This is a genomic window from Parasedimentitalea nitratireducens (genome assembly GCF_057444295.1).
In genome coordinates, this window is record NZ_JBYAXC010000001.1 from 512,602 (window position 1) to 536,069 (window position 23,468).

Here is a 23,468-nt window from a genome sequence, read left to right on the forward strand (position 1 = left end):
TAACACGATCTCTGGCAGAAGACCGATCTGATGCGTCACCTGCTCATAGCAAGCCGGAAACACGTTAGTTGACTGTTTTATCCTCTACCAGATTAGACTTAGTGCTCTTTGGTGAGATCTCAATACGGCGGGGTTTCAGGGCTTCTGGCACCTCGCGCTGCAGATCGATATGCAGCATTCCATCAGCGTGACTGGCCCCGGTAACCCGCACATGATCGGCTAGGGTAAATCGCCGCTCAAACGCGCGGGTGGCAATGCCACGATGCAGATAACTGCGCTCGCTGTCATCGGGTGCTTTTTTGGCCGTCACGATCAGCCCGTTTTCCTTCACTTCGACGTTCAGGTCATCCTCGGAAAAACCCGCAACGGCAATCGAGATCCGATAGGCATCGGCGGCGGTCTTTTCGATATTGTAAGGGGGGTAGCTGGGTTGGGTTCCGTCCGAACTCAGGGCCCGATCCATCAGATCCGCGATCTGGTCAAAGCCAATGGAAGCCCGGTGCAGCGGGGCAAAATCAAATGTACGCATGTCTCATCCTCATTCAGAGCGATATCAGTGTGCGCCTTCCCTCTTGGGACAGGCATTTCGTCACCGGATCCCTTCAGCGGCGATCCAGTAGAACTCAGATATGCAATGATTTTGGACTTTCAAGAACCCGCAACTGATCCGCGTTGTCAGCTCAGTTTCGAATAAACTTGGCCCCGGTATTGTTGCGTGCACCGCCAACCGTCACACGGCCAACTCCCGGCGGAAGGCGTCCACCCGTTTGCACCCCGGTCAGCTGTGCTTGCAACAGGTCCAGCTCTTCTGCCAGGGCAGATCCCAGCGCCACCAGTTCACCATCGACCTCGGCCTTGGCTGATACCACCGACACAATCCGCGGCCTGTCACCGTCAAATGAAAACACCGGCGCGCCAGATGAGCCAAAATCAACATCGCATGACATCACCAACACACCCTGCTGGCGCGACATCACCCCGCAAACTTCCTGCAGCGATGGGGCCTCTGAACGGTCATGCGCATAGGAGACAATGCCGATGCGCGCTCCTTTGCGGGGCCGCACGTCGGTTTCAAACGGGGTGACCGTGGTATTGCGGATCGGCCGCTGCAACTGCAGCAGCGCAATGTCATTGCGCACACGGTCAGTCGAAACCTCACCGTCATAAATATAATCCGGATGCATCACCGCGCGGCGCACCGTGCGATAAGCCGACGCCCGCCCATTACGCCAACCGGCCAGAAATTCGATGGTGTCAGGCTGGATAGGTGCCTTGGTCTCTGCGTCAAACAAGCAGTGCGCAGCTGTTAGCACCAGATCCGGGGCAATCAACGCGCCGGTACAAAACCCGTCACCATTGACATCCAACCGCCCAACCGCCTGCCAGTCGCGGCCAGCGTCGGTGGTGTCCATTCGCATCAGACGACTGTCTTGTGCCGCTGCCACCAATGGCGCTAGCGCCGTCACACATGCCAAGATCCAATGTCGCAAAAAGCTCGCCTCCACCGCGCCAGTGAATCACAAGTTAATGGCGCCTCGCGGCAAAATTACGGCAAAGCCCGGTTGTGAACAGCCCCAGTTCCTAAAATTGTTATGGGCGTGATCAACGCAACACGGGGATGTCCGGCCCCCGCTTGCCTCGCTCGGTCATCGCTGGCGGCTGCGGCCCCCCGGTTGCCCAGTCCAGCAACTCAACAGTATGCATGATCGGCAGCTTCGTCCCCGACCCGATTTGCATCATGCAGCCAATGTTACCTGCCGCAATCACGTCGGGCTTCTTGGCCTCCAAGGTCCGCACCTTGCGTTCTTTCAGCTGCCCCGAAATCTCTGGCTGCATCAGGTTATAGGTGCCGGCCGACCCGCAACACAGGTGGCTGTCCGCAGGCTCCACCACTTTGAACCCAGCCCGTTTCAGCAGGGTCTTGGGATGTGTCTTGATCTGCTGGCCATGCTGCAGGGAACAGGCCGCGTGATAGGCCACAGTCAGCCCCTTGTCTGCGCCCATGGGCAAATCCAACTGCATCAACAACTCGGATACATCCATCGCCCGTTCCGATACCCGCGCCGCATCCTCCGCCAAGGCGTCATTGCGGAACATATGCCCATAGTCTTTAACAGTGGTGCCACAGCCCGAGGTGTTGATGACAATCGCATCCAGCCCCGCGCCATCCATTTCCGCCACCCAAGCGTGAATGTTCTTTGCCGCTGCCGCATGGCTCTCATCCTCGCGCCCCATGTGATGGGTTAGCGCACCGCAACACCCCGCGCCCTCGGCCACCACAACCTCGCATCCCAACCGCGTCAGCAAACGTATAGTGGCATCATTGATATCCGTATTCAGCGCCTTTTGCGCACAGCCCGTCATCAGCGCCACGCGTTTCTTGCGAGGTTCCACAGCGGCAAAACTCTGCGGGTTGTCATTACGGCTGATTGGAGGGATACGTTTCGGCGCCATCTCCAACATCGCTTTCAACCGCGGATCAGGCATCAGGTTGCGCAACGGCCGCGCAATTTTTGCCCCTAGCAGCGCCAACCGGAACCGCCCCGGATAGGGCAAGATCCGAGACAGGATCCACCGCAGGGCACGATCACTAAACGGCCGTTTATAGTTCGCCTCAATATAGGCCCGCGCATGGTCCACCAGGTGCATGTAATGAACGCCCGACGGACAAGTGGTCATACAGGCCAGACAGGACAAACATCGGTCGATGTGCTTCACCGTCTTCTCATCCGGCACCCGGTTGTTTTCCAGCATATCCTTGATCAGATAGATCCGCCCGCGCGGGCTATCCAACTCATCCCCCAGCACCTGATAGGTCGGGCAAGTCGCCGTGCAGAACCCACAATGCACACAGGACCGCAGGATCTCATTTGACCGCTCGATCGCAGGGTCACTCAACTGCTCTTTGGTGAATGTCGTTTGCATGGCTTATTCCGATTGGTCTGGCGTACAATAAGGTTGAAGAGGATCACTGTGGCCGTGCTTCAGGTAGTTCGCGCAGGCCTGATTAAGAGACTGATCATTGGCTCCGCCTTCATAATCCGGATGTACTCGCTGTATAGGGTCGTCCTGCCAACCGCAGGTCGTCCAGATGTCGTGGTGGCCAGGCGCTTCAAACGCACCACCCGCGCCACAACAGGGGCAATCACATTGCTCTATTTCACTCATCCCATCAGCCCCGGATTAAGGATCCCTCGCGGGTCATACTTAGCCCGCAGCCCAGCTGAAATCGCCGCCAGCGGCGCGGGCTGAGGTTGGAACTGCCCCAAACGGCCGAACGTTTCCTGTGACGCCCTAACCAAGGTGCTGTGCCCATTCAGCTCCCCAAGAACCTTCCGAAAGTCCTTCCCCTCTGGCACCAAGCTCCAAATCAGCCCGCCACCCCAGTCTACCACGTGATCATAGTCCCACTTTCCAGTCACATCGATCATGTCCGTGGGTTTGACCGATGTCCGCCACACATCTCCTAGCTTACCTGCAAACGGGGCAACATCCCGGGTCCACCGCCAATAGTCGGTATTTTCAGACGCATCAATTGTCAGCTTATCCGGCGTCAGGTCTGCAAAATGTTTTCTCAACTGCGCCAACCGATACTTTACAGAGTCCTCAAACCCTTCCACTCGGATCAGTGTTGTAGAGTGGCCACCAGCAGGTGCAGGGAGCCGCGCTGCCCCGGTCACGTCATATGGCGATTTCAGGGCCTCGCTAAACACCTTCGACGCCGCAGTCCATCCAAGCCCACGCCAGGCCAATGTTCCGGTACATTCCGGCTTGGGCAGCACTTTGAACGACACCTCGCTCAACACTCCCAGCGTCCCATGCGCGCCCGCCATCAGTTTGACCAGATCATAGCCCGTGACGTTCTTCATCACCCGGCCACCATTCTTGACCACCTGGCCTACGCCATCGACAAACCGTACCCCCAGCAGAAAATCCCGCGCAGCCCCACACTGATTACGCCGAGGACCCGACACATTGGCGGCAAACACTCCCCCGATTGTCGGCTCGCCATCAGTGCCCAATAGCCCGCGATGATCCATCGGCTCAAACGCCAGCCGCTGCCCATGCTCCGCCAACAGGGCCTCAATCTCTGCCACCGGCGTTCCCGCCCGCGCCACCATCGTCAGCGCTCCCGGTTCATACAACTCAACACCACTTAGCCCACTGGTGCTCAACACCTGCCCGTCACTCTCAAATCCACGAGTTCCGCCGCCCTGAATGCACAAGGGGCCACCCGCTCCAGCAATCATTTCGGCCAGTTCTGTCTCGGATTTCGGCTTCAACATCATCTTCTTCATCTGGCCTTAAATATTCTGGGGGTTTGGGGGCAAAGCCCCCATCACTTGCTCAGTTCCACAGCACGCCGACTTTCAGTCACTGACAGCGGGAACACCTTGGCCGGGTTCAGCAACCACTGCGGATCAAACACATCTTTGACCTTCAGCTGCGCCTCCAGATCCTCAGGTGAGTACTGATGCAACATCAGATCCCGCTTCTCGACCCCAACACCATGCTCACCGGTCAGACAACCGCCAACCTCAACACAAAGCTTCAGGATATCGGCGCCCATGTCCTCACACAGCTCCAAATCCCCCGGCTTGTTGGCATCAAACAGGATCAGCGGATGCATATTGCCATCCCCGGCATGGAACACATTCGCCACTCCCAACCCGTACTGCTTGGACAACTCACCAATCCGCCGCAGCACATAGGGCAGTTCGGTCACCGGGATGGTCCCATCCAGACACATGTAATCATTGATCTGCCCCATCGCGCCAAACGCCGACTTGCGGCCCAACCAGATCCGCCCGGCCTCATCCGCATCCTGCGCCTCGCGCAGCTCCACGGGATTATGAGACCGGGCAATCTCGATAATCAGCCCCAACTGATGATCGATCTCTTCCGGGCTGCCCTCGACCTCAATGATCAACAGCGCCTCGCACATCGGATACCCCGCCTTGGCAAAGGCCTCGCAGGCCTCGATACAGGGGCGGTCCATGAACTCGATCGCCACCGGCAAAACACCTGCCTTGATGATGTCACTCACACAGGCGCCGGCCACCTCGTTGCTATCATAACCAATCAACACAGGCCGCGCGCCCTCGGGCTTGCGCAGAATCCGCAGCGTGGCCTCGGTCACCACGCCCAACTGGCCTTCGCTGCCACAGATCACCCCCAGCAGATCCAAGCCTCCGGCATCCAGATGCGCGCCGCCAATCTCAACCACAGTGCCATCCATCATCACCATGGTCACACCCATCAGATTGTTGGTGGTCACGCCATATTTCAGACAATGCGCCCCGCCTGAGTTCATCGCGATATTGCCGGCAATCGCACAGGCCAGCTGCGACGATGGGTCCGGCGCATAGAAGAAATCCTCTTCCTCAACCGCGCCCGACACACTCAGGTTGGTGCGGCCGGTCTGCACCCGGATAATACGGTTGTCGTAATCCGTCTCCAGCACCTCGTTCATCCGCGCCACACCCAGAATCACGCTGTCGGCTGTGGGCAGCGCCCCGCCCGCTAGCGATGTCCCCGCCCCACGCGGCACCACCGGCACCCCCATCTGGTGGCAAATGCGCAAAACATCCGAGACTTCCTGCGTAGTGCGCGGCAACACCGCCAGCATCGGCGGACAACGATAAGCCGTCAGCGCGTCACACTCATAGGCACGTGTCTCGGCTTCATCCTGGATCAACGCATCTTTGGGCAAAACCGCTGCAAGCTTCGCAACCAGTTCAGCTTTGCGCGCCAGAATCGCAGTATTTGGGGATGGCATCTGCATCAAGACTCTCCTTTGGTAAAATAATATTACCAATTTATACCCGCTGGCAAGAACCAACTTGTCGCGCTACAGTGCGGCCATGATCTGGATTGACCGCCTCGCCCTGTTTTCCTCCTTTGATTTTGTGGCCTTAGCCCTGCTAGTCGGGGGCTGGATATGGATCGGTTGGCGTATCGAAAATCCCGCTCCGGGCCGCCCCTCGGTCTCGATCCTGATGGAGGACTTCCGTCGCGGCTGGATGCACCAGATGGTCACCCGCGAACCGCGGGTGTTTGATGCGCAACTGATCGGCAGCCTGCGTCAGGGGGCCACTTTCTTTGCCTCGGCGGCGATGATTGCTATTGGCGGCGGCCTCGCCCTGATCGGCAACACCGAACAATTGCAAGGCCTTGCAAGCGACCTCACTCTTGATCAGATCCCTGCCTTTGTCTGGGAGATCAAACTGCTTTTGGTGCTGATGTTTCTGGCCAATGCGTTTTTGAAATACGTCTGGGCACACCGCTTGTTTGGCTATTGCGCCGTCATAATGGCCGCGGTTCCCAACAAGCCGGATGGCGATCAGGCCTATCCCCGCGCCGCCCAGGCCGCTGAGATCAGCATCAACGCCGCCCGCAGCTTTAATCGCGGTATGCGCTCGACCTATTTCGCCTTAGCCGCAGTGGCTTGGTTGGCAGGGGCTTTTGCCCTTATCGGTGCTATAGTCATCACCCTGGCCATGCTCTACCGCCGCGAGTTTGTGTCGCAATCACGCGAAACCCTGATGCAGATTCCACCAGACACAACAACGTGAGTCCTCTTTTCATATCGCTCCGCTAGGGTGCCGGTATGAAACAGTTTCTTACATTGATCCTAACCACCATCGCGATGCCTGCTTTGGCAGATGATCCCAATATCGAACATGTCAAAGCCCAGCACTTTGGCAGCGGCTGGCAATTCCACGTCACCCTATCGCATCCTGATACCGGCTGGGATCATTACGCCGATGGCTGGCGCGTGCTGGATATGGAGGGTAACGAGTTAGGCCTTCGGGTTCTGGCGCATCCCCATGTGCAGGAACAACCCTTTACCCGTTCCCTGGGTAATGTTCAGATCCCGGATGGCACGACCCAAGTGCAAATTCAGGCCCGCTGCCTGGTCGACGGCTGGGCAAACCAAATGACAACCGTCACCCTGCCCTGATCTTCTTATCTTGAATACATGCGCCCTCAGGCGCGCTCAGCTGTGTCAGACCCGATGATACGGGCTGCCACTCAGGATCGTAACCGCCCGATAGATCTGCTCGGCCAGCATCACCCGCACCAGCATATGCGGCCAGACCATCTTGCCAAAGGAGATTGAAAAATCGGCTTCGGCCCGCAGGCTGGGGTCAATGCCATCGGCCCCGCCAATGATCAGCGCCAGGTCCTGACACCCAGTGTCACGCCATCCGGCCATTTTCTGGGCAAAATCGGGGGAGGAGATCACCTTGCCACGCTCATCCAGCGTACAGATCACTGCACCCTTGGGCAGGGCCTTACGCAGCAGTGCCGCCTCGGCGCCCATGCCGGCGTTTTTCTTGTCTTCAACCTCGACCACGCGCGCGGGGCCCAGCCCCATTGCGCGGCCGCTACGGTCAAACCGGGTCAGATAATCATCGATCAGAGTTTTCTCGGGGCCTGCCCTTAGGCGGCCAACGACGCAAAGATGCACACGCACAGCGGTCTACCCCAACCTCAGCCCGCGCAACTGCACGGGCCAATCCAACATCAGTGCTTAGACGGCGCTATCGCCACCCAGCCACATTTTCTCGAGCTGATAGAACTCACGAACTTCTGGGCGGAAGATATGGACGATCACATCGCCAGTATCGATCAGAACCCAGTCGCCAGTATCACGGCCCTCAGTCTTACAGGTAAACCCATAGTCTTGCTTGATCCGCTCAGCCAGCTTTTGCGACAGCGCAGAAACCTGACGAGTCGAACGACCGGTGGCAATCACCATATAGTCGCCAATCTCGGTCTTGCCGCGCAGATCGATCTGCACAACATCTTCGGCTTTGTCTTCGTCAAGCGAGGTAAGGATATGGGCCAGCAACTCATCGCTGCTTGGTCGGGATTGAGCAGCCATCACAGCAGCTCCTTGGTCAGCGGTTTCAACCGCCTCGGATTCGGGTGACAGGACATCGTCCTCCTTTTTGCGCGCCGTCCGTCCCCCGGCGCTGGGGATAGGACAAAAATAGCAAGCCTCAGACCGGTTTTCAACGAGGCCGGGACGATTTGAAGCGAATCAAGGCGCCTCTGTGCCCGATCTGCACGACAGAGCGAAGAGGGTAGCAGCCATGCATACAAGGAATCTGGCCAATCTTTGCCCTGTTTACCACGCTAGGCTGTGGCAAACCCTTGATTGCACCTGCCAGCCCCTATAACTGACAGGCATGACCCCAGTACCGGCCCAAAAAATCGAACTGCAAGATCGCGCCCGCCTGCGCGAGCGGTTCTATGGCGCCGCCCGCTCGGTGCTGGCCCGGCTATAATGCCCGCCCGCCCCTCAGCTAGCCTCTAAAAATTACAAGACGGGAGAGGACACATGTCCCCCAAAACGCTCTATGACAAAATCTGGGATGCGCATGTTGCGCATGAAGCAGAAGACGGCACTACCCTGCTGTATATCGACCGCCACCTGGTTCACGAAGTCACCAGCGCCCAGGCGTTCGAAGGTCTGCGTATGACCGGTCGCACGGTTCGCGCACCGGATAAGACGATCGCAGTTCCAGACCACAACGTGCCCACCACGCCAGATCGCGTCAACGGCATCGAAAACGAAGAAGGCCGCATTCAGGTTGCCGCGCTGGATTCCAATGCCAAGGAATTTGGCATTCACTATTACCCAATGAACGACATCCGTCAGGGTATCGTGCACATCGTCGGCCCAGAGCAGGGCTGGACCCTGCCCGGCATGACCGTGGTTTGTGGCGACAGCCACACCGCGACGCACGGCGCATTTGGCGCACTGGCGCATGGTATTGGCACGTCCGAGGTTGAGCACGTTCTGGCCACCCAGACGCTGATCCAGAAAAAGTCAAAGAACATGAAGGTCGAGATCACTGGCAAATTGCAGCCGGGTGTGACCGCCAAGGACATCACCCTGGCTGTGATCGGTGAAACCGGCACCGCCGGCGGCACTGGCTATGTCATCGAGTATTGCGGCGAAGCAATCCGTGATCTGTCGATGGAAGGTCGCATGACCGTCTGCAACATGGCCATCGAAGGCGGCGCCCGCGCTGGCCTGATTGCTCCGGACGAGACCACCTTTAAATACGTCAACGGCCGTGCCCACGCCCCCAAGGGTGCCCAGTGGGAAGCTGCGATGGACTGGTGGAAAACCCTGTTCACCGACGAAGGTGCAAAATTCGATCTGGTCGTCACCCTGAAAGGTGAAGACATCCAGCCGGTTGTGACCTGGGGCACCTCGCCCGAGGACGTTCTGCCAATCACCGCCAAGGTTCCGTTCCCTGAAGACTTTACCGGTGGCAAGGTCGACGCGGTCAAGCGGGCTCTGGACTATATGGGCCTCGAATCCGGCACCAACCTGACCGACATCGAAATCGACACCGTCTTTATCGGCTCCTGCACCAACGGCCGCATCGAAGATCTGCGCGCCGTGGCTGATGTGGTCAAAGGCAAAAAGATCAAAGACGGCATGCGTGCCATGATCGTTCCGGGTTCCGGCTTGGTTCGTGCACAGGCCGAAGAAGAAGGCTTGGGCGAGATTTTTGTCGAGGCTGGCTTTGAATGGCGTCTGGCAGGTTGCTCCATGTGTCTGGCAATGAACCCCGATCAGCTGTCCGAGCACGAGCGCTGTGCCTCGACCTCGAACCGCAACTTCGAGGGTCGCCAAGGCTATAAGGGCCGCACCCACTTGGTGTCCCCTGCAATGGCCGCCGCAGCTGCACTGACCGGCAAGCTGACCGACGTACGCGAGCTGGTATAAGGAGCTAGCAAGATGGAAAAATTCGAAAAACTCCAGGGCATCGCTGCCCCAATGCCGCTGGTCAATATCGACACCGATATGATCATCCCAAAGGTCCACCTGAAATCGATCAAGCGGACCGGATTTGGCAAGAACCTGTTTGACGAGATGCGGTTCAACCGCGACGGCACCGAGATCGCTGATTTCGTACTGAACAAACCGCAGTACCGGGATGCTGATATTCTGGTGGCCGGTGACAACTTTGGCTGTGGCTCGTCACGCGAGCACGCACCGTGGGCGATTGCTGATTTTGGCATCAAATGTGTGATCTCGACATCGTTTGCTGACATTTTCTTCAACAACTGCTTCAAGAACGGCATCCTGCCAATCGTTCTGCCACAAGAGCAGGTCGACATTCTGATGGCTGACGCTGAAAAAGGCGCCAACGCGCGGATGACCGTGGATCTGGTAGCCCAGGAAATCACCACATCCGATGGTGACGTGATCAAGTTCGACGTTGATGCGTTTAAAAAGCACTGCCTGCTCGAAGGTCTGGATGACATCGGTCTGACCATGGAAAAAGTGGCTTCGATCGACACGTTCGAAGAAAAGGCTGCGCAGGCACGCCCTTGGGTCTGATCTGGCGAATTGCCTAAGACAAACAAAAGGCCGCTCAGAAATGGGCGGCCTTTTTTAGTACGGTTTCTGCTAGATCAGTCGCTAGCGAACACTTCCCCGGCGTGAACACCTTCCATAGTCATGGAAAACTCACCCGCCGCCTCTTTTCGAACCTCAGCAATCTTTTCCTGAGCCGCAGCGGCCGTTGCCGCATCTGAATACTGGGTAATCACACACATCGTTAAATCACCAGTGCGTACCATCTGCACACCCGTCGCCCCAACCGACATAACCAGCGGAACGTATTTATCATTTGCAGTAGCGATCATTTCGTCTGTCATTTCTTCGGCAGACCAAAGGGTCAAAGTAACATAGGCCAAAACTCATTACTCCTCTCAAAAATACGGCGAATCACGATCGCCGAATGATTGATCGTAACATATGAGCCTCGCTCCCCCTGCCAGCACGCGGCATTCAGCCGATGCATAACATCCAGACACGCACTCCAGAATAATTCCCCCTGCACACGCGCTTAATTTAGGCCATAGTGGCACCACATTGGCCTCAATCACTTTGGGTCGCGGGTTTATGAGAATAGATTTTCAGGAGAAATATCATGCCAGACTCAGCAAAATGGATGTTACTAGGTGCGCTCTCGCTGGTTTTCAGCATTCTGGTCCTAGGCAATACCGTCATAGCAACCTTGGCGGTCACCACCCTAACTGGCGCAGTTCTGTTGGCATCAGGCGTGCTCCAGGTCGTAGGCGGCGTGTCCAGCACCGAGTCGACAGGTAGCAAAGTATTTGGCGTCCTGATGGGCCTGCTGATGGCCTTCCTTGGCACCAACTTTCTGTTCAACCCACTTGAAGGGGCCATCTCGCTGACCATGCTGATACTGGTCCTGCTGATTGCCAGCGGTATCGTCCGGCTGGTCTTTGCCTGGAAGCTACGTGAAACCAGCTATTTTTGGCCAATGATCGTGTCGGGCGCAGTTTCCATTCTGCTCGCTGGCTACATCTGGACCAACTTCGCTGCCGCATCTCTGACCTTCCTTGGGATCATGCTGGGAATCGAGCTGATGATGAACGGCTTTGGCCTGATTGTGATTGGCCTTTCGTTCCGAAACCAAAAGGGCTAGTCGCCCCAAGTGCATTCAACACAATGACACATTGTCACAGAGGTTAATTGCCAAGGCGGCCTATGGCGCACCCCAGGCTGCACACAACATATAGATCGAACCTCCAATTACACCTATATACAGCGGGTTCCATGATGCATTCTCGCACCAGTACTTCGGTCAAAATATCGATTCAGGGCAATAATTTACGCCCTGATCTTGAGAGGCATTGCGAAACAAGGCACAAATGGGGCGCAAATGAGGCACAGCGATCCTGATCTATCAGGGTTGCGTCAAAGTGGAACAAAGGCTCGGCAACGTATCGACCTGTCCAGTTTGAAGGGGAAGAACAGTGTTAGCACGCATAACAGGCGCAGCAATGCGCGGTATTCTTGTGGCATTTCTGATTGCCATGCCGTCATTTCTACTCCCCGATTTCGCCACCGACTCAACCGAAATCGTGGCTTTGATGGCCCTATTGCTCGGCATGCTGATCTTTGCCGAATATTACTCAAGCTTTCCCAGTTTCATCGAATTTCGAGAAGCGCCGCCGCTAAATCGCATGCGGTTTTTATCGCTGCTGCTGACCATTGGCGCTCTTTGCCTGGTGGCAAGCCACCCACATGATGCCACTGGCCTGACAACCCTCATCCACGGCACTGCTGGCAAACTCGGTGCGGTCTTAGACTTCCCATACTCACCGGTACACCTGGTCACCCTGTTGCTGCCCTCTCATACGGCCACCGAGACCGTGAACATGGTGCGTGCAACAGCCGCCCTGTCTTATGTCATGGGCTTGATCAGTGCTGCGGCCTTCTTTTTTGTCATCCATATTCGCAACTGGCCCGTGGCAAACGGCGCGTTCAACGTTTGGATTAACCTGCCTCTGTTCGACCCCACCACCGGCGGTGACGTGGTGCAACGCCTACAGCGCGATGGCCGCGTCAATATGATGTTCGGCGTGTTACTCCCCTTTGCCATTCCTGCAGCGGTTAAACTTCTGTTTGCAGCACTGGAGCCGGCAATTCTTGGCACCCCTCACACTCTGGTTTGGATGATTGGTCTATGGGGTTTCCTCCCGGCCTCGCTCCTGATGCGCGGGATGGCAATGCTGCGCGTGGCCGAGCTGATCGAACAAAAACGCCGCCGTGCCTATGCCAACGCCGAGGCGCTGCAAGCCGCATGAGGATCCTGGCAGCACTCCTCCTGCTGCTTTTCACCTCCCCCAGTCACGCCGATGTGCTGCGGATTGCTACCTTCAACACCGAATTATCCCGCGACGGACCTGGCCTGTTGCTGCGCGATATAGCTCGCGGCGGCGCCCCCCAGATCAACGCGGTTACTACAATCATTGCGCAGATAAACCCGGATGTGCTTGTTCTTCAGGGTATCGACTGGGACTTTGAAAACCGCGCACTGCAGGCCTTGCAACAGCAACTCTCCCAAGCAGGCGCCCCCTACCCCCATCTATTCGCTCTTCAGCCCAACTCGGGCCTGGCCAGCGGTCTTGATCTTGATGGCGATGGCAAGCGTGGCACCCCAAGGGATTCCCAAGGCTACGGCGCGTTTACAGGCCAAGACGGCAATGCTGTGCTGTCGCGCCTGCCAATTGATCACGCCAATGCACGGGATCTGTCGCAGCTTCTTTGGCGCGACCTGCCCGATGCACTGCTCCCACAGCACCCCGATGGCAGCCCGTTCCCATCTGAACAGGCCCAACAGGCCCAGCGCCTGTCCAGCAGCTCCCACTGGGTTGTGCCACTGAAACTGCCTAGTGGCGATACTCTGAACCTACTGACCTTTCAGGCAGGTCCCCCGCTGTTTGACGGCCCCGAAGACCGCAACGGCCTCCGCAACGCAGATGAAATCCGCATGTGGCAGGTGCTGCTAGACGGAACCCTGGGCGCCATCCCGACCTCCCCGCTGATCATCGCAGGTGGCGCCAACCTTGCCCCCAATCGGGGTGACGGTCGCCGCTCAGCCATCGCCGCCCTTCTGAACGATCCCCGCCTGCAAGACCCACGACCCACCAGCGCCGAGGCCGACCTGAACACGGTCGAATGGCAGCGCGCGGGCCGGATGCGGGTCGACTACCTGCTGCCATCGTCCGACCTCAAAGTCATCGACACCGGGGTTCACTGGCCCTCAGACCAATCCAGCGCTCTGGCCAGCCGCCACCGGCTGGTCTGGATCGACATTGCCCTCGACCAGCGTTGACGGCAGGGCGGATGCCATAGCCTGTTCAATCGGCGTATGCCGAAACCCTGGCAACAAATCGTCAAACAACGTGCTGTCCATCCGATGTGCCGTGTCCCACAAATACCGCATCTCCAGCAGACAGCGCCCCATCGCCCAAAACGGTCGTGCCAATTGCAGCGGCAACCACGACATCTGCTTCAACTTTGCTTGCCGAATACTCACCCGGTTTATCGCCTCCAGCATTTCTCTCCCGGTCAGCGTATACCCGTCAAAGGGTACATCCGCGAAATCCGGCAACGCGTCCCGTTTGTCCGCCAGCGCCACCGCAGCACGTGCCAGATCCGGTAAGTAAGCCCAGGAATGGTGCAAGTCCGAATTACCAGGGTAGGTAAACCGCCCTTTGGCCAAAGTCTTAGTCAAGATCGCATCAAACCAATTGCCCGAGGCCTCGGTGTCCAGAAAATCTCCCGCCCGCAGCACAATGGTCTGCACACCCGACCGCCGATAAGCCGCCTCCATCTCAACCCGGATCCGCCCCAATGGATTCGCCGCACGATGCGGTGTCGCCTCTGACCACGGCCCCGGAGTAGTTTCACCAAACACATAGACATTGCCCGGTACAATCACCGCGGCCCCACTCATCCGCGCCGCCTCGATCACCTGATCATGCAGCCCCGGCACCTGTGCGGCCCAGTCGGGATAGTCAGGGTTCCAACCATTCACGATCACCTGCACGCCGCTTGCGGCCTGCTGCAGATCATCCTTGCTACGATCAAAACTCCGAACCTGCCAAGCCGCCTCAGCAAAGGCCAGCGCACAAGCGCGCCCAAACCGGCCCGAGGCCCCAAGGATCAATACAGTACGTGTCATAAGCAAATCTCCATTCTTCCGCTGCCTACAACCTACCTATTCACGAAAGCCGGGAACATTGACCAAAACCAAAGCTCGTGTATTCATAAATGAATGGATGTATCCCACCCACTCCCCGACTGGTCCCTGATCCAAAGCTTCCTGGCTGTTGCTGAAACCGGTTCGCTCTCTGCCGCTGCCCGACAGCTGAACCGCAGCCAACCCACCCTTGGTCGCCATATTCAATCGCTGGAGCAGGATCTGGAATGCGAGCTCTTTGAACGCCACGCCCGCGGCTTGCACCTCTCTGACAGCGGCGCTCAACTGCTGCCAATGGCGCGTGAAATGCAGGCCCAAATGAACGCCATCGCGCTCAGCGTCGCTGGCCGCTCACAACAGCTCAGCGGCACCGTCCGCATCACCGCCAGCGTCTTTGCCTCGCACTACATCCTGCCCCCCATCCTTGCTCAGATCCGCGAACAGGAACCCCTGATTGAGCTGGAACTGGTGCCCTCGGACAGCAGCGAAAACCTGCTGTTCCGCGCTGCCGACATCGCCGTGCGCATGTATCGCCCCGATCAGCTCGATATTGTCACCCGCCACATCTGCGATCTGCAGCTTGGCGTCTTTGCGGCCCACAGCTACATCAAACGCAAAGGCACGCCCCGAACTCCTGACCAGCTGCGCCAACACGATCTCGTCGGTTACGACACCAACGAGCTGATCCTGCAAACCACCCGCGCCCTCGGCTGGACCATGGAGCGCAGCAACTTCGCCACCCGATGCGACAACCAGGCCACCTATTGGCAGTTGGTCCGCGTCGGTTGCGGCATCGGTTTTTCACAAACCGCCATTGGCCGCGCTGATCCCTTGGTGCAGGAACTGGACCTGGGCATCGAAATCCCCCCCTTGCAGGTCTGGCTGGCTGCCCACCAGATCATGCGTCAAACACCCCGCATCACCAAAGTCTGGACCCTGTTGGCCGAAGGATTGCAACAAGCCGCCTTAACACCTCCTCCACAATAGCCCCCACCTTTCAGCGCCCTTCCCCGAGGCGACGACCGAACGGTCGTCAACGAGGCAACCAGCGCGCCAAAGGCGCTCATTTTTGTTCCCTCAACGGCACTGTTCCACACCCTGCTGTTATTGACCCCGCAGGCGTCAACGGGTACTCCCCTACCAGCTTTTTCAAGGAGTATCCGTATGACCAACCCATCGATTCTGATTCTGCCCGGTGACGGCATTGGCCCCGAGGTCATGGCCCAGGTTTCCCGGATCATCGACTGGTACGGTGAAAAGCGGGATCTGAAATTCGACGTCAGCGAAGATCTGGTTGGCGGCGCGGCCTACGACGCCCACGGCGTGCCCCTGCACGACGACACAATGGCCAAAGCCCAAGAAGCCGACGCTGTTCTGCTTGGCGCTGTTGGCGGCCCAAAATACGACGACCTGGATTTCTCGGTAAAGCCCGAGCGTGGCCTGCTGCGCCTGCGCAAGGAAATGGATCTGTTCTCCAACCTGCGCCCGGCCCAGTGCTTTGACGCCTTGGCTGATTTCTCCTCGCTGAAGAAAGAGCTGGTCGCCGGTCTGGATATCATGATCGTGCGCGAGCTGACCTCCGGTGTCTATTTCGGTGAACCTCGTGGCATCTTTGAAGAAGGCAACGAGCGCGTTGGCATCAACACCCAGCGTTACACAGAGTCTGAAATCGAACGCGCAGCCCGCTCTGCATTCGAACTGGCGATGGTGCGCAGCAAGAAACTGTGCTCGATGGAAAAAGCCAACGTGATGGAAAGCGGCATCCTGTGGCGCGAAGTTGTCACCCGTGTTTCCGCCGACTACCCCGAGGTCGAGCTGTCGCACATGTACGCCGACAACGGCGCCATGCAGCTGGTTCGTGCGCCTAAACAGTTCGACGTCATTCTGACCGACAACCTATTCGGCGACATCCTGTCTGACTGCGCCGCCATGCTGACCGGCTCGCTGGGTATGCTGCCGTCGGCCTCGCTTGGTGCACCGATGGCAAGTGGCCGCCCCAAGGCCCTGTACGAACCGGTACACGGCTCCGCTCCGGACATCACGGGTCAGGGCAAAGCCAACCCAATTGCCTGTATCCTCAGCTTCGCTATGGCGCTGCGCTACAGCTTTAACCAAGGCGCCGAGGCTGACCGCCTTGAAGCTGCGGTTGAGGCCGTACTGGCCGATGGTGTCCGCACCGCTGACCTGCTGGGCGAAGAAGGTGCAACACCCGTTTCCACCAGCGAAATGGGCGACGCAGTCCTGGCTGCACTAGACGCCAGCCTGTAAAGTAACAACCGCTGTTAAACTACGTTGGGCTGCCATGCTGGCAGCCCAATTTCGTTGTAGAGGTTTAATTTTGCCTACTAACCTATTCTCGCTTAAGGTTCGGGCAAATTATTTCGACTTCGCAAGGAATTACGATGAAACACCTTTTGTTGATTGCGGCCTTCTTAGGCCTGTCTCAGCCCGCGCAGGCCAAATCCTTCCACGAACTATTCCCGGGTGTAACCTTCAACGAGCCCAACCAATATACGCAGATGATGGAAGACTTGGACTACCAGCAGGGAGAAATATCGCTGCCAGGGAACCAAGCTAAATTGATGGTACCCGACGATTACTACTACCTCAGCCCCGCTGATTCCCAAAAGGTGCTGATGGACCTGTGGGGCAATCCAAACGGCGATTCCCTTGGCATGATATTTCCAGCAACCATGCTACCTACGGATGCTGACAGCTGGGGCGCAGTGATTTCATGGGACCCAATAGGATACGTCTCGGACAAGGATGCAGCCAAAATCGACTATGACGACCTGCTTTCGACCATGAAATCGGACATCAGCGAGGAAAACACCTGGCGGCTTCAAAACAACTTTGAAACCATAAAACTTGTCGGGTGGGCAGTGCCTCCAAATTACGATGCAACCACCAAAAAGCTACACTGGGCAAAGGAACTCGCTTTTTCCGGTGCTGAAACCAACACTTTGAATTACAATCTTCGCGCACTTGGGCGCAAAGGCGTTTTGCAGTTAAATTTTGTCGCAGACATCTCCCAGCTACCCCAAATCAAGGCGGCCCTGCCTGAAGTCGCCGCAATGAGCTCTTTTACGGACGGTGCGAAATATGCAGATTTCAACCCATCCGTCGACAAGGTTGCGGCAGTAGGTATCGGTGGATTGATTGCAGGAAAGGCACTAGCAAAAACTGGACTGCTGGCCGTAGGTCTGATTTTCCTAAAAAAGTTTTGGTTCCTACTCTTGATGCCGATCTATTGGGTTTTCCGAAAACTTAGAGGTGAAGGCTCCTCTGACCACAACTGAAACTCAAATCTAATGCCTCCCCTCGGTTTGGCCAAACCGGGGGCTGCCTACTTTCCGAATTATTTCATGTATCCGCACCGTCGTTAGCGCTATAGGCTGGTTACAGGCGCTTTAAGAATCGCGTCTAACCTCGCATAGAAACTCAATACCCGTGGTGTGCCCATGAATCTCAAAGCTGCAGTGCTGGCTCTGTTGGGCTACGCCATTTTTTCGACCCACGACGTGGTAGTGAAATTCCTCGGCGCCAGTATGTCCCCCTTCCAGCTGGTGTTTTTCAGCAGCCTGCTGTCGTTCCCGCTGGTCACACTGATGTTGGTCCGCGATCCTACCCACGGCAATCTGCGTCCCCATCACCCTTGGTGGATGACTGCTCGATCCCTAGCCGTCTCCGTAGTGCCAGCTAGTGCGTTCTACGCCTTCTCGCAGCTTCCCCTGGCACAGGCCTATGCACTGTTGTTTGTCACCCCCCTACTGGTCACATTGCTGTCCATTCCCATTCTAAACGAGCGGGTCGGCCTGCCCCGCTTGCTTGCCGTACTGATCGGTTTCGTCGGCGTTATGGTGGTCCTGCGCCCTGGCGGTACCACGTTTGGCTGGGGCCATGCTGCGGCCCTGCTGGCGGCGCTTGGCAATGCCTTGCAATCAGTCATCCTGCGCAAAATCGGCAGCAATGAACGGCGGGTCGTGTTGATGATCTACCCCCTTATCACCACCTTTCTGGCCATGGGTCTGGCCCTGCCGTTTGTCTACACCCCGCTGCAATCAGCCGAGCTGGGCGGGCTTGTTGTCGTGGCGGTCTTCGGCTTCTGTGCCACCCTGCTGATGGTCAGCGCCTATACCATCGGCGAGGCTGCAATCGTCGCCCCCATGCAGTATTCCCAAATCATCTGGGCCACCCTGTTCGGCGTTCTTTTGTTCGAAGAAGCCGTTGATATGGGCACACTGACTGGCGCTGGCATCATCATTCTTAGTGGGATTTTCATCGTCATCCGCGAGGCCGCAGGCGGCCGGTCCCGCAACACGCCCGTGCTGCAAACCCGCACCCGAGGCTACACATCCGGTGGCCTCAACATCTCTCTTATCCTGCGACGCAAATCTTCTGGAAAATAATCTAGATTATTACTCTTGCATCTCCGCCACCATCCGACTATTCCGCCCCTCACGGTCGGGCTATGGCGCAGTCTGGTAGCGCACCTGTTTTGGGTACAGGGGGTCGGAAGTTCGAATCTTCCTAGCCCGACCAAGTCACCGAACAGCATCCCAACAGCGGATGCGTTCAGTGCAGAACATAAAAATGTTCAGTCTCGACCGGCCACTCCAAGCAGACAATTCGAACACTCCCGCCGGATCTAGGGCAATTGACCCTGTGGAAGCCATGCAGAAATTCCACACAAAATATTGTACCCCGGCCGAGCGCACACATTCTTTGTATTCCAGGGTACATTCCAGAGTATGTACCCTGGCCACCGCCCACTAGGCGTTAGAACGCGCAGAATTGCACCGCCTATTGTACCATTTTCACATTTTCTTGCCCGATAGCCGCATTGCCTCTACCGTCCAACATGCCTGTCTTGCGTGAATAGCACTTGGTTCACTCGCGTTTTGTTTTTGATTACCCGGAGTTTCCCGATGAAAAAATTGCTATTGTCTACGACTTTCTTAGCCTTCTCTCTCGCCTCTCCATCTCTTGTGTCTGCTCAGGAAATGAGTGCCGGTGAGGGTCAACTAAACGACCTCTTCCCCGAAGGCGCGCCCTACTCTCCCTACGCTGATCGCAATTTTCCTGAACGCCCACTCTGGGGCGACAGCCACCTGCACACCGCCCTGTCGATGGACGCTGGCGGTTTCGGAAACCGACTTGGCCTAGACGCGGCCTATCGCTTTGCCCGTGGAGAACAAGTCACTGCCTCGTCCGGTCAAGAAGTTCGCCTAGCCAGACCACTGGATTGGCTGGCAATCACTGACCACTCCGATGGGTTGGGGTTGATCACCGATGTTCTGGCGTCAGCCCCAATTGTCACCCAATACGAACAGGGCGCCCGCTGGGCCGAAGGGTTTAACGCAGGTGGTCAAACCGCCGTGGACGCCACTCTTGATCTGATTGGCACCTTCTCACAGGGTCAGATGGACCCGGAAATGTTCGCCAACTACTCCCCCGGCTCACGACGCTATGCCACCATCTGGGGCGACGTGATCGACGCCGCCGAAAAATACAATGAACCGGGAAATTTCACCGCCTTCATCGGCTTTGAATGGACGTCACTGGTTAAGGGCGGCAACATGCACCGCAACGTGATCTTCCGCGACAACGGCGACCGCGCCCGTCAGGTGGTCCCCTTTACCACCCAAGAGCCCGTCGGCAGCACCGATCCGCTGAAGCTGTATGAGTATCTGACCAACTACGAGGCCAAAACCAACGGTGCGGCAATGACATTTGCCCACAATGGCAACTTGGCCAATGGCATCATGTTCCCGGTGGATGCCCAGTACACTGGCCGCGAAATCGATGAATTCTATGTCGAACAACGCGCCAAATGGGAACGCATCTATGAGGTCACCCAGATCAAGGGTGACGGCGAGGCGCACCCCTTCTTGTCACCCGACGATGAATTTGCCGACTACGGCACTTGGGACGCCGGCAATCTGGACCTGTCTGTAGCCAAAACCGACGACATGCTGGCCGGTGAGTACGCCCGCGAGGCACTCAAGAACGGTCTGCTGCTCGAAGAACGTTTTGGCACCAACCCCTATCAGTTTGGCATGATCGGCGCGACAGATGCGCATAACTCGCTGCCCGCAGTCGAGGAAGAAAACTTCTTTGGCAAACACGCCGGATATGAGCCCAGTGCCGAACGTCTGCAACATGCCTTTATGGAAAACGAAAACGGCGCGCTCTATGCATGGCAAATGGTCTCATCCGGGCTTGCGGCAGTCTGGGCCAAGGACAACACCCGCGCGTCGCTGTTTGACGCCATGGACCGCAAAGAGGTTTACGCCACCACCGGCCCACGGATGACGGTGCGCTTCTTTGGCGGCTACGATTTCTCGGAAAATGACCTGCGCCGCCGCGATGTGGCCGCTGTTGGATATGCCAAGGGTGTACCTATGGGGGCAAATCTCATCGCGCCCGAAGAGGGTCAGGCCCCCAGCTTCCTGGTGGCAGCGCTTCGCGATCCAATTGGTGCCAATCTAGACCGAGTGCAGATCATCAAAGGTTGGTTGGATGCCGACGACACCACCCACGAAAAGGTCTATGACGTGGCTTGGTCCGACAACCGCGAAGCCGATGCCAACGGCAAAGTCCCGGCGGTGGGCAGCACCGTTGATGTAGCCTCGGCCACCTGGGCCAATTCCATTGGCGCGGCCGAATTGGTCACCACCTGGACAGACCCGGACTTTGATCCCAACCAGCGCGCGTTCTACTACGCCCGTGTACTCGAGATCCCAACACCCCCCTGGTATCTGTATGACGTTGTGAAATACGGCGTCGACCTGCCCGAAGGCGCGCCAACCGAACAACAGGAACGCGCCTATACCTCACCCATCTGGTACAGCCCCAAAGGCTAGAACCGAATTGCCCCGCGATATGTCGCGGGGCATTCTCTCTCCCAAATTAACGGACAGCCGCAAGTATGATTGCCCGCATCGTCAAGGAACCCCTGGTTCACTTTCTTCTGATCGGGGGGCTGATTTTTGCCGCCTATTCGATACTGGATGACACACCGCCCACACCAGGCCGCGACCAGATTGTCATCACACAGGCTGATCTGGCGACGCTCAACGCGCAGTTCGAAGCCGCCTGGAAACGGCAACCGCAACCGGATGAGCTAAGCGCCATGACCCAAGAGTTGATCCGGGAAAAGGTGTTGGTTCGGGCCGCGCTCGAATTGGGTATGGATCAAAACGATGCGGTGATTAATCGGCGCCTTAGTCAGAAAATGGAGTTCTTTGCCGCCTCGATCGCCGAGGCCATAGAACCGCAAGAGGGCGAGCTTGAAACGTTTTATCAAACCAACGCCGCTGACTATCAAAGTGCTCCGCAATTTGCCCTGAACCAGATCTACCTTGGCCAGAATGTTGGTTCCGAAAACATCGCCGCCACCCTCGCGAAACTCACAGATGGGGCAGATCCGGCACAGTTGGGACAACCCAGCCTTTTGCCTGCCCGTCTTGATCTCACCCAATCCCGCGCGCTGGACAGCGCCTTTGGCACCGGCTTTGCAACGGCACTATCTGCATTATCCGTAGGTGAGTGGGCCGGGCCGGTAAAATCAGGCTACGGGATTCATCTGGTCCAAATCACCGACACCGCCCCCGCAGCGCTCCCCCCACTCGAGCAGATCGCCGACAGGGTTCTGGGGGATTGGCAAAGCGCCAAGCGTAAGGAGGTTCTGGAACAGTATTACCAGTCCCTGCGTCAAGGCTACGAGATCATTCTACCAAGCCCAGGCGGCAATTCATGATGCTGCGCCTGCTGGCCCTGATTTCGCTGCTGGCCACGTTTGGCACCACCCAAGCACAGGCCCACGCGCTTGAACCCGGGTATCTGGAAATTCACGCCCTATCAGACGAGGCGCACAGCCTGTTCTGGCGCAAGCCCGACGTCAAAGGCAAGCCAATGGCGATGGATGTTCTGCTGCCCGACAATTGCGATCTGCGCAGCCCACCCGCCCCACGCAGTGACGGCGCGGCCTGGGTGTCGCGCTGGACGGCGCACTGCAGCGGTGGACTGATTGGCCAACAGGTCCTGATCAGCGGCTTGGAACGCACCAACACCGATGTGCTTGTCCGCTATCAGGGGGCAGACGGCGGTAGCTTCACCACCCGCCTGACACCTGACCAACCCGGCTTTGCCCTGCCCGAAAACCCCGGCGCGCTGCGGGTGCTGTTTGATTACATCCTGCTTGGTGCTGATCACATTCTGGAAGGCTTTGACCACCTGCTGTTTGTCTTTGCCCTGCTTTTGCTGATCCGGGACAAATGGCGGTTGGTCGGCGCAATCACCGCCTTTACCGTGGCGCATTCCATCACTCTGGCCGCCGCCTCGATGGGCTGGCTGACGGTTCCCAGCCCGCCGGTTGAATCCGTCATTGCCCTGTCCATTGTGTTCTTGGCGGTAGAGCTGGCCAAACGGCAGGAAAATGGCCTGCGGCTTTCAGAACGTTGGCCCTGGTTAGTGTCGTTCTCGTTTGGTCTGCTGCATGGTTTGGGCTTTGCCGGTGCCCTGCGCGAAATTGGCTTGCCCGAAAGTGACCTGCTGATGGCTCTGCTTGGCTTCAACCTCGGTGTGGAATTTGGCCAACTGGCTTTTGTTGCGGCAGTGCTTGGCCTGTATGTCGCGGTGTCAAAACTTGCACCTGCGGTCAGCGCGCAGCTTCACCGCAGGGATGGCCTGGCCAATACTGCCTTTGCCTATGGCATCGGCGGCATCGCCGCCTATTGGGTTGTTGAACGCATAACCGGCTTCGTGTCCTAACAGCGCGCTTCAAACCCGGACACGGCCGAGCCTTCCCGCATCGGAAGGTTGGGCAGATCTCACCAACACCACCCAACCTACCGCGCAAAATCAACATTTTTGCGTGATCCTAGGGCTTTACCCTCACCTTTTGCTTGA

General features: G+C 57.5%; 25 protein-coding genes and 1 tRNA gene. 16 read left to right on the forward strand and 10 right to left on the reverse strand.

What is annotated here, in order from left to right; genetic code table 11:
• Positions 1-64: 64 nt before the first annotated feature.
• The 6 genes from AC2T28_RS02640 to AC2T28_RS02665 all read right to left on the reverse strand — a co-directional run bounded on the left by AC2T28_RS02640 (position 65) and on the right by AC2T28_RS02665 (position 5,785).
• Entirely contained in the window at positions 65-529 is a 465-nt protein-coding gene (locus AC2T28_RS02640) for an Hsp20 family protein (protein WP_486747391.1), read from the reverse strand.
• Between the two features lie 151 nt (positions 530-680).
• Positions 681-1,418 (reverse strand): trypsin-like serine peptidase, encoded by a 738-nt coding sequence (locus AC2T28_RS02645; RefSeq protein WP_486748006.1) that lies wholly within the window; start codon positions 1,416-1,418, stop codon positions 681-683.
• A 184-nt stretch (positions 1,419-1,602) separates the two neighbouring features.
• Positions 1,603-2,925, reverse strand: coding sequence for a glycolate oxidase subunit GlcF (gene glcF, locus AC2T28_RS02650; RefSeq protein ID WP_486747392.1), 1,323 nt, complete (start codon positions 2,923-2,925; stop codon positions 1,603-1,605).
• A 3-nt stretch (positions 2,926-2,928) separates the two neighbouring features.
• Positions 2,929-3,168 carry a CPCC family cysteine-rich protein gene (locus tag AC2T28_RS02655; RefSeq protein WP_486747393.1) on the reverse strand — a complete coding sequence of 80 codons (240 nt, stop codon included), beginning with the start codon at positions 3,166-3,168 and terminating at the stop codon, positions 2,929-2,931.
• On the reverse strand, positions 3,165-4,298 hold the full coding sequence (locus AC2T28_RS02660) for an FAD-binding protein (RefSeq protein ID WP_486747394.1): 1,134 nt from the start codon (positions 4,296-4,298) through the stop codon (positions 3,165-3,167). Before AC2T28_RS02660 ends, AC2T28_RS02655 begins: the two co-directional genes overlap by 4 nt.
• A gap of 41 nt (positions 4,299-4,339) precedes the next feature.
• Entirely contained in the window at positions 4,340-5,785 is a 1,446-nt protein-coding gene (locus tag AC2T28_RS02665) for an FAD-linked oxidase C-terminal domain-containing protein (protein ID WP_486747395.1), read from the reverse strand.
• A gap of 79 nt (positions 5,786-5,864) precedes the next feature.
• Here AC2T28_RS02665 and AC2T28_RS02670 point away from each other — a divergent pair, with 79 nt between their 5' ends.
• Positions 5,865-6,575 carry a DUF599 domain-containing protein gene (locus tag AC2T28_RS02670; protein ID WP_486747396.1) on the forward strand — a complete coding sequence of 237 codons (711 nt, stop codon included), beginning with the start codon at positions 5,865-5,867 and terminating at the stop codon, positions 6,573-6,575.
• A 35-nt stretch (positions 6,576-6,610) separates the two neighbouring features.
• Complete coding sequence (locus tag AC2T28_RS02675; RefSeq protein WP_486747397.1) at positions 6,611-6,964, forward strand: hypothetical protein; 354 nt, start codon at positions 6,611-6,613, stop codon at positions 6,962-6,964.
• Between the two features lie 45 nt (positions 6,965-7,009).
• Here the strand turns inward: AC2T28_RS02675 and rlmH are convergent, their stop codons facing one another.
• Together rlmH and rsfS are read right to left on the reverse strand one after the other, a co-directional pair.
• On the reverse strand, positions 7,010-7,480 hold the full coding sequence (rlmH, locus tag AC2T28_RS02680; RefSeq protein WP_486747398.1) for a 23S rRNA (pseudouridine(1915)-N(3))-methyltransferase RlmH: 471 nt from the start codon (positions 7,478-7,480) through the stop codon (positions 7,010-7,012).
• Between the two features lie 57 nt (positions 7,481-7,537).
• Entirely contained in the window at positions 7,538-7,891 is a 354-nt protein-coding gene (gene rsfS / locus AC2T28_RS02685; RefSeq protein ID WP_486747399.1) for a ribosome silencing factor, read from the reverse strand.
• Between the two features lie 307 nt (positions 7,892-8,198).
• On the opposite strand from rsfS, the gene AC2T28_RS02690 reads away from it, so the two are divergent.
• Genes AC2T28_RS02690 through leuD form a run of 3 tightly spaced genes read left to right on the forward strand, consistent with a single transcriptional unit; the run spans position 8,199 to position 10,372 of the window.
• Entirely contained in the window at positions 8,199-8,297 is a 99-nt protein-coding gene (locus AC2T28_RS02690) for an isopropylmalate isomerase (RefSeq protein WP_486747400.1), read from the forward strand.
• Positions 8,298-8,350: 53 nt separating this feature from the next.
• Positions 8,351-9,754, forward strand: coding sequence for a 3-isopropylmalate dehydratase large subunit (gene leuC / locus AC2T28_RS02695; RefSeq protein ID WP_486747401.1), 1,404 nt, complete (start codon positions 8,351-8,353; stop codon positions 9,752-9,754).
• A gap of 12 nt (positions 9,755-9,766) precedes the next feature.
• Positions 9,767-10,372, forward strand: coding sequence for a 3-isopropylmalate dehydratase small subunit (leuD, locus tag AC2T28_RS02700; RefSeq protein WP_486747402.1), 606 nt, complete (start codon positions 9,767-9,769; stop codon positions 10,370-10,372).
• 74 nt (positions 10,373-10,446) lie between these two features.
• On the opposite strand, the gene AC2T28_RS02705 is transcribed toward leuD, so the two are convergent.
• Positions 10,447-10,692, reverse strand: coding sequence for a hypothetical protein (locus AC2T28_RS02705; protein ID WP_486747403.1), 246 nt, complete (start codon positions 10,690-10,692; stop codon positions 10,447-10,449).
• Positions 10,693-10,967: 275 nt separating this feature from the next.
• On the opposite strand from AC2T28_RS02705, the gene AC2T28_RS02710 reads away from it, so the two are divergent.
• From AC2T28_RS02710 to AC2T28_RS02720, 3 genes are all read left to right on the forward strand, one after another.
• On the forward strand, positions 10,968-11,489 hold the full coding sequence (locus tag AC2T28_RS02710; RefSeq protein WP_486747404.1) for an HdeD family acid-resistance protein: 522 nt from the start codon (positions 10,968-10,970) through the stop codon (positions 11,487-11,489).
• Between the two features lie 331 nt (positions 11,490-11,820).
• Entirely contained in the window at positions 11,821-12,654 is an 834-nt protein-coding gene (locus tag AC2T28_RS02715; RefSeq protein ID WP_486747405.1) for a hypothetical protein, read from the forward strand.
• Positions 12,651-13,685, forward strand: a complete 1,035-nt coding sequence (locus AC2T28_RS02720; RefSeq protein WP_486747406.1) for an endonuclease/exonuclease/phosphatase family protein — start codon at positions 12,651-12,653, stop codon at positions 13,683-13,685. Before AC2T28_RS02715 ends, AC2T28_RS02720 begins: the two co-directional genes overlap by 4 nt.
• Here AC2T28_RS02720 and AC2T28_RS02725 read toward each other — a convergent pair.
• Positions 13,614-14,537: a Rossmann-fold NAD(P)-binding domain-containing protein gene (locus AC2T28_RS02725; protein WP_486747407.1), complete on the reverse strand. Its 924-nt coding sequence runs from the start codon at positions 14,535-14,537 to the stop codon at positions 13,614-13,616. The two genes, AC2T28_RS02720 and AC2T28_RS02725, sit on opposite strands and share 72 nt — an antisense overlap.
• A gap of 93 nt (positions 14,538-14,630) precedes the next feature.
• Between AC2T28_RS02725 and AC2T28_RS02730 the strand changes: the two genes are divergently transcribed.
• The 8 genes from AC2T28_RS02730 (at position 14,631) to AC2T28_RS02765 (ending at position 23,330) form a co-directional block, all read left to right on the forward strand.
• A complete protein-coding gene (locus AC2T28_RS02730) occupies positions 14,631-15,542 on the forward strand; it encodes a LysR family transcriptional regulator (RefSeq protein WP_486747408.1) in 912 nt (303 codons plus the stop codon).
• 177 nt (positions 15,543-15,719) lie between these two features.
• Complete coding sequence (gene leuB, locus AC2T28_RS02735; RefSeq protein ID WP_486747409.1) at positions 15,720-16,823, forward strand: 3-isopropylmalate dehydrogenase; 1,104 nt, start codon at positions 15,720-15,722, stop codon at positions 16,821-16,823.
• 134 nt (positions 16,824-16,957) lie between these two features.
• On the forward strand, positions 16,958-17,854 hold the full coding sequence (locus tag AC2T28_RS02740) for a DUF2167 domain-containing protein (RefSeq protein ID WP_486747410.1): 897 nt from the start codon (positions 16,958-16,960) through the stop codon (positions 17,852-17,854).
• A gap of 162 nt (positions 17,855-18,016) precedes the next feature.
• A complete protein-coding gene (locus AC2T28_RS02745) occupies positions 18,017-18,964 on the forward strand; it encodes a DMT family transporter (protein ID WP_486747411.1) in 948 nt (315 codons plus the stop codon).
• A 56-nt stretch (positions 18,965-19,020) separates the two neighbouring features.
• A tRNA-Pro gene (locus AC2T28_RS02750) sits at positions 19,021-19,097 on the forward strand.
• Positions 19,098-19,483: 386 nt separating this feature from the next.
• Complete coding sequence (locus AC2T28_RS02755; protein ID WP_486747412.1) at positions 19,484-21,421, forward strand: DUF3604 domain-containing protein; 1,938 nt, start codon at positions 19,484-19,486, stop codon at positions 21,419-21,421.
• Between the two features lie 65 nt (positions 21,422-21,486).
• The gene (locus AC2T28_RS02760) at positions 21,487-22,317 is read left to right on the forward strand and encodes a peptidyl-prolyl cis-trans isomerase (RefSeq protein WP_486747413.1); all 831 of its coding nucleotides are present in this window, start codon (positions 21,487-21,489) and stop codon (positions 22,315-22,317) included.
• Positions 22,314-23,330 carry a HupE/UreJ family protein gene (locus tag AC2T28_RS02765; RefSeq protein ID WP_486747414.1) on the forward strand — a complete coding sequence of 339 codons (1,017 nt, stop codon included), beginning with the start codon at positions 22,314-22,316 and terminating at the stop codon, positions 23,328-23,330. The genes AC2T28_RS02760 and AC2T28_RS02765 overlap by 4 nt, the downstream gene beginning before the upstream one ends.
• The last annotated feature ends 138 nt before the right edge of the window (positions 23,331-23,468 follow it).

Excerpts from the sequence above, each read along its gene's own strand:
- leuC (WP_486747401.1), top strand. The coding sequence starts at position 8,351 with ATGTCCCCCAAAACGCTCTATGACAAAATCTGGGATGCGCATGTTGCG.
- AC2T28_RS02710 (WP_486747404.1), top strand. The coding sequence starts at position 10,968 with ATGCCAGACTCAGCAAAATGGATGTTACTAGGTGCGCTCTCGCTGGTT.
- leuD (WP_486747402.1), top strand. The coding sequence starts at position 9,767 with ATGGAAAAATTCGAAAAACTCCAGGGCATCGCTGCCCCAATGCCGCTG.
- glcF (WP_486747392.1), bottom strand. The coding sequence starts at position 2,925 with ATGCAAACGACATTCACCAAAGAGCAGTTGAGTGACCCTGCGATCGAG.
- AC2T28_RS02760 (WP_486747413.1), top strand. The coding sequence starts at position 21,487 with ATGATTGCCCGCATCGTCAAGGAACCCCTGGTTCACTTTCTTCTGATC.
- AC2T28_RS02745 (WP_486747411.1), top strand. The coding sequence starts at position 18,017 with ATGAATCTCAAAGCTGCAGTGCTGGCTCTGTTGGGCTACGCCATTTTT.
- AC2T28_RS02720 (WP_486747406.1), top strand. The coding sequence starts at position 12,651 with ATGAGGATCCTGGCAGCACTCCTCCTGCTGCTTTTCACCTCCCCCAGT.
- AC2T28_RS02645 (WP_486748006.1), bottom strand. The coding sequence starts at position 1,418 with ATGCGAATGGACACCACCGACGCTGGCCGCGACTGGCAGGCGGTTGGG.
- AC2T28_RS02730 (WP_486747408.1), top strand. The coding sequence starts at position 14,631 with ATGGATGTATCCCACCCACTCCCCGACTGGTCCCTGATCCAAAGCTTC.
- AC2T28_RS02640 (WP_486747391.1), bottom strand. The coding sequence starts at position 529 with ATGCGTACATTTGATTTTGCCCCGCTGCACCGGGCTTCCATTGGCTTT.
- rsfS (WP_486747399.1), bottom strand. The coding sequence starts at position 7,891 with ATGGCTGCTCAATCCCGACCAAGCAGCGATGAGTTGCTGGCCCATATC.
- AC2T28_RS02655 (WP_486747393.1), bottom strand. The coding sequence starts at position 3,168 with ATGAGTGAAATAGAGCAATGTGATTGCCCCTGTTGTGGCGCGGGTGGT.
- AC2T28_RS02740 (WP_486747410.1), top strand. The coding sequence starts at position 16,958 with ATGAAACACCTTTTGTTGATTGCGGCCTTCTTAGGCCTGTCTCAGCCC.
- AC2T28_RS02660 (WP_486747394.1), bottom strand. The coding sequence starts at position 4,298 with ATGAAGAAGATGATGTTGAAGCCGAAATCCGAGACAGAACTGGCCGAA.
- AC2T28_RS02755 (WP_486747412.1), top strand. The coding sequence starts at position 19,484 with ATGAAAAAATTGCTATTGTCTACGACTTTCTTAGCCTTCTCTCTCGCC.
- AC2T28_RS02675 (WP_486747397.1), top strand. The coding sequence starts at position 6,611 with ATGAAACAGTTTCTTACATTGATCCTAACCACCATCGCGATGCCTGCT.
- AC2T28_RS02725 (WP_486747407.1), bottom strand. The coding sequence starts at position 14,537 with ATGACACGTACTGTATTGATCCTTGGGGCCTCGGGCCGGTTTGGGCGC.
- AC2T28_RS02765 (WP_486747414.1), top strand. The coding sequence starts at position 22,314 with ATGATGCTGCGCCTGCTGGCCCTGATTTCGCTGCTGGCCACGTTTGGC.
- AC2T28_RS02690 (WP_486747400.1), top strand. The coding sequence starts at position 8,199 with ATGACCCCAGTACCGGCCCAAAAAATCGAACTGCAAGATCGCGCCCGC.
- AC2T28_RS02705 (WP_486747403.1), bottom strand. The coding sequence starts at position 10,692 with ATGACAGACGAAATGATCGCTACTGCAAATGATAAATACGTTCCGCTG.
- AC2T28_RS02665 (WP_486747395.1), bottom strand. The coding sequence starts at position 5,785 with ATGCAGATGCCATCCCCAAATACTGCGATTCTGGCGCGCAAAGCTGAA.
- AC2T28_RS02670 (WP_486747396.1), top strand. The coding sequence starts at position 5,865 with ATGATCTGGATTGACCGCCTCGCCCTGTTTTCCTCCTTTGATTTTGTG.
- leuB (WP_486747409.1), top strand. The coding sequence starts at position 15,720 with ATGACCAACCCATCGATTCTGATTCTGCCCGGTGACGGCATTGGCCCC.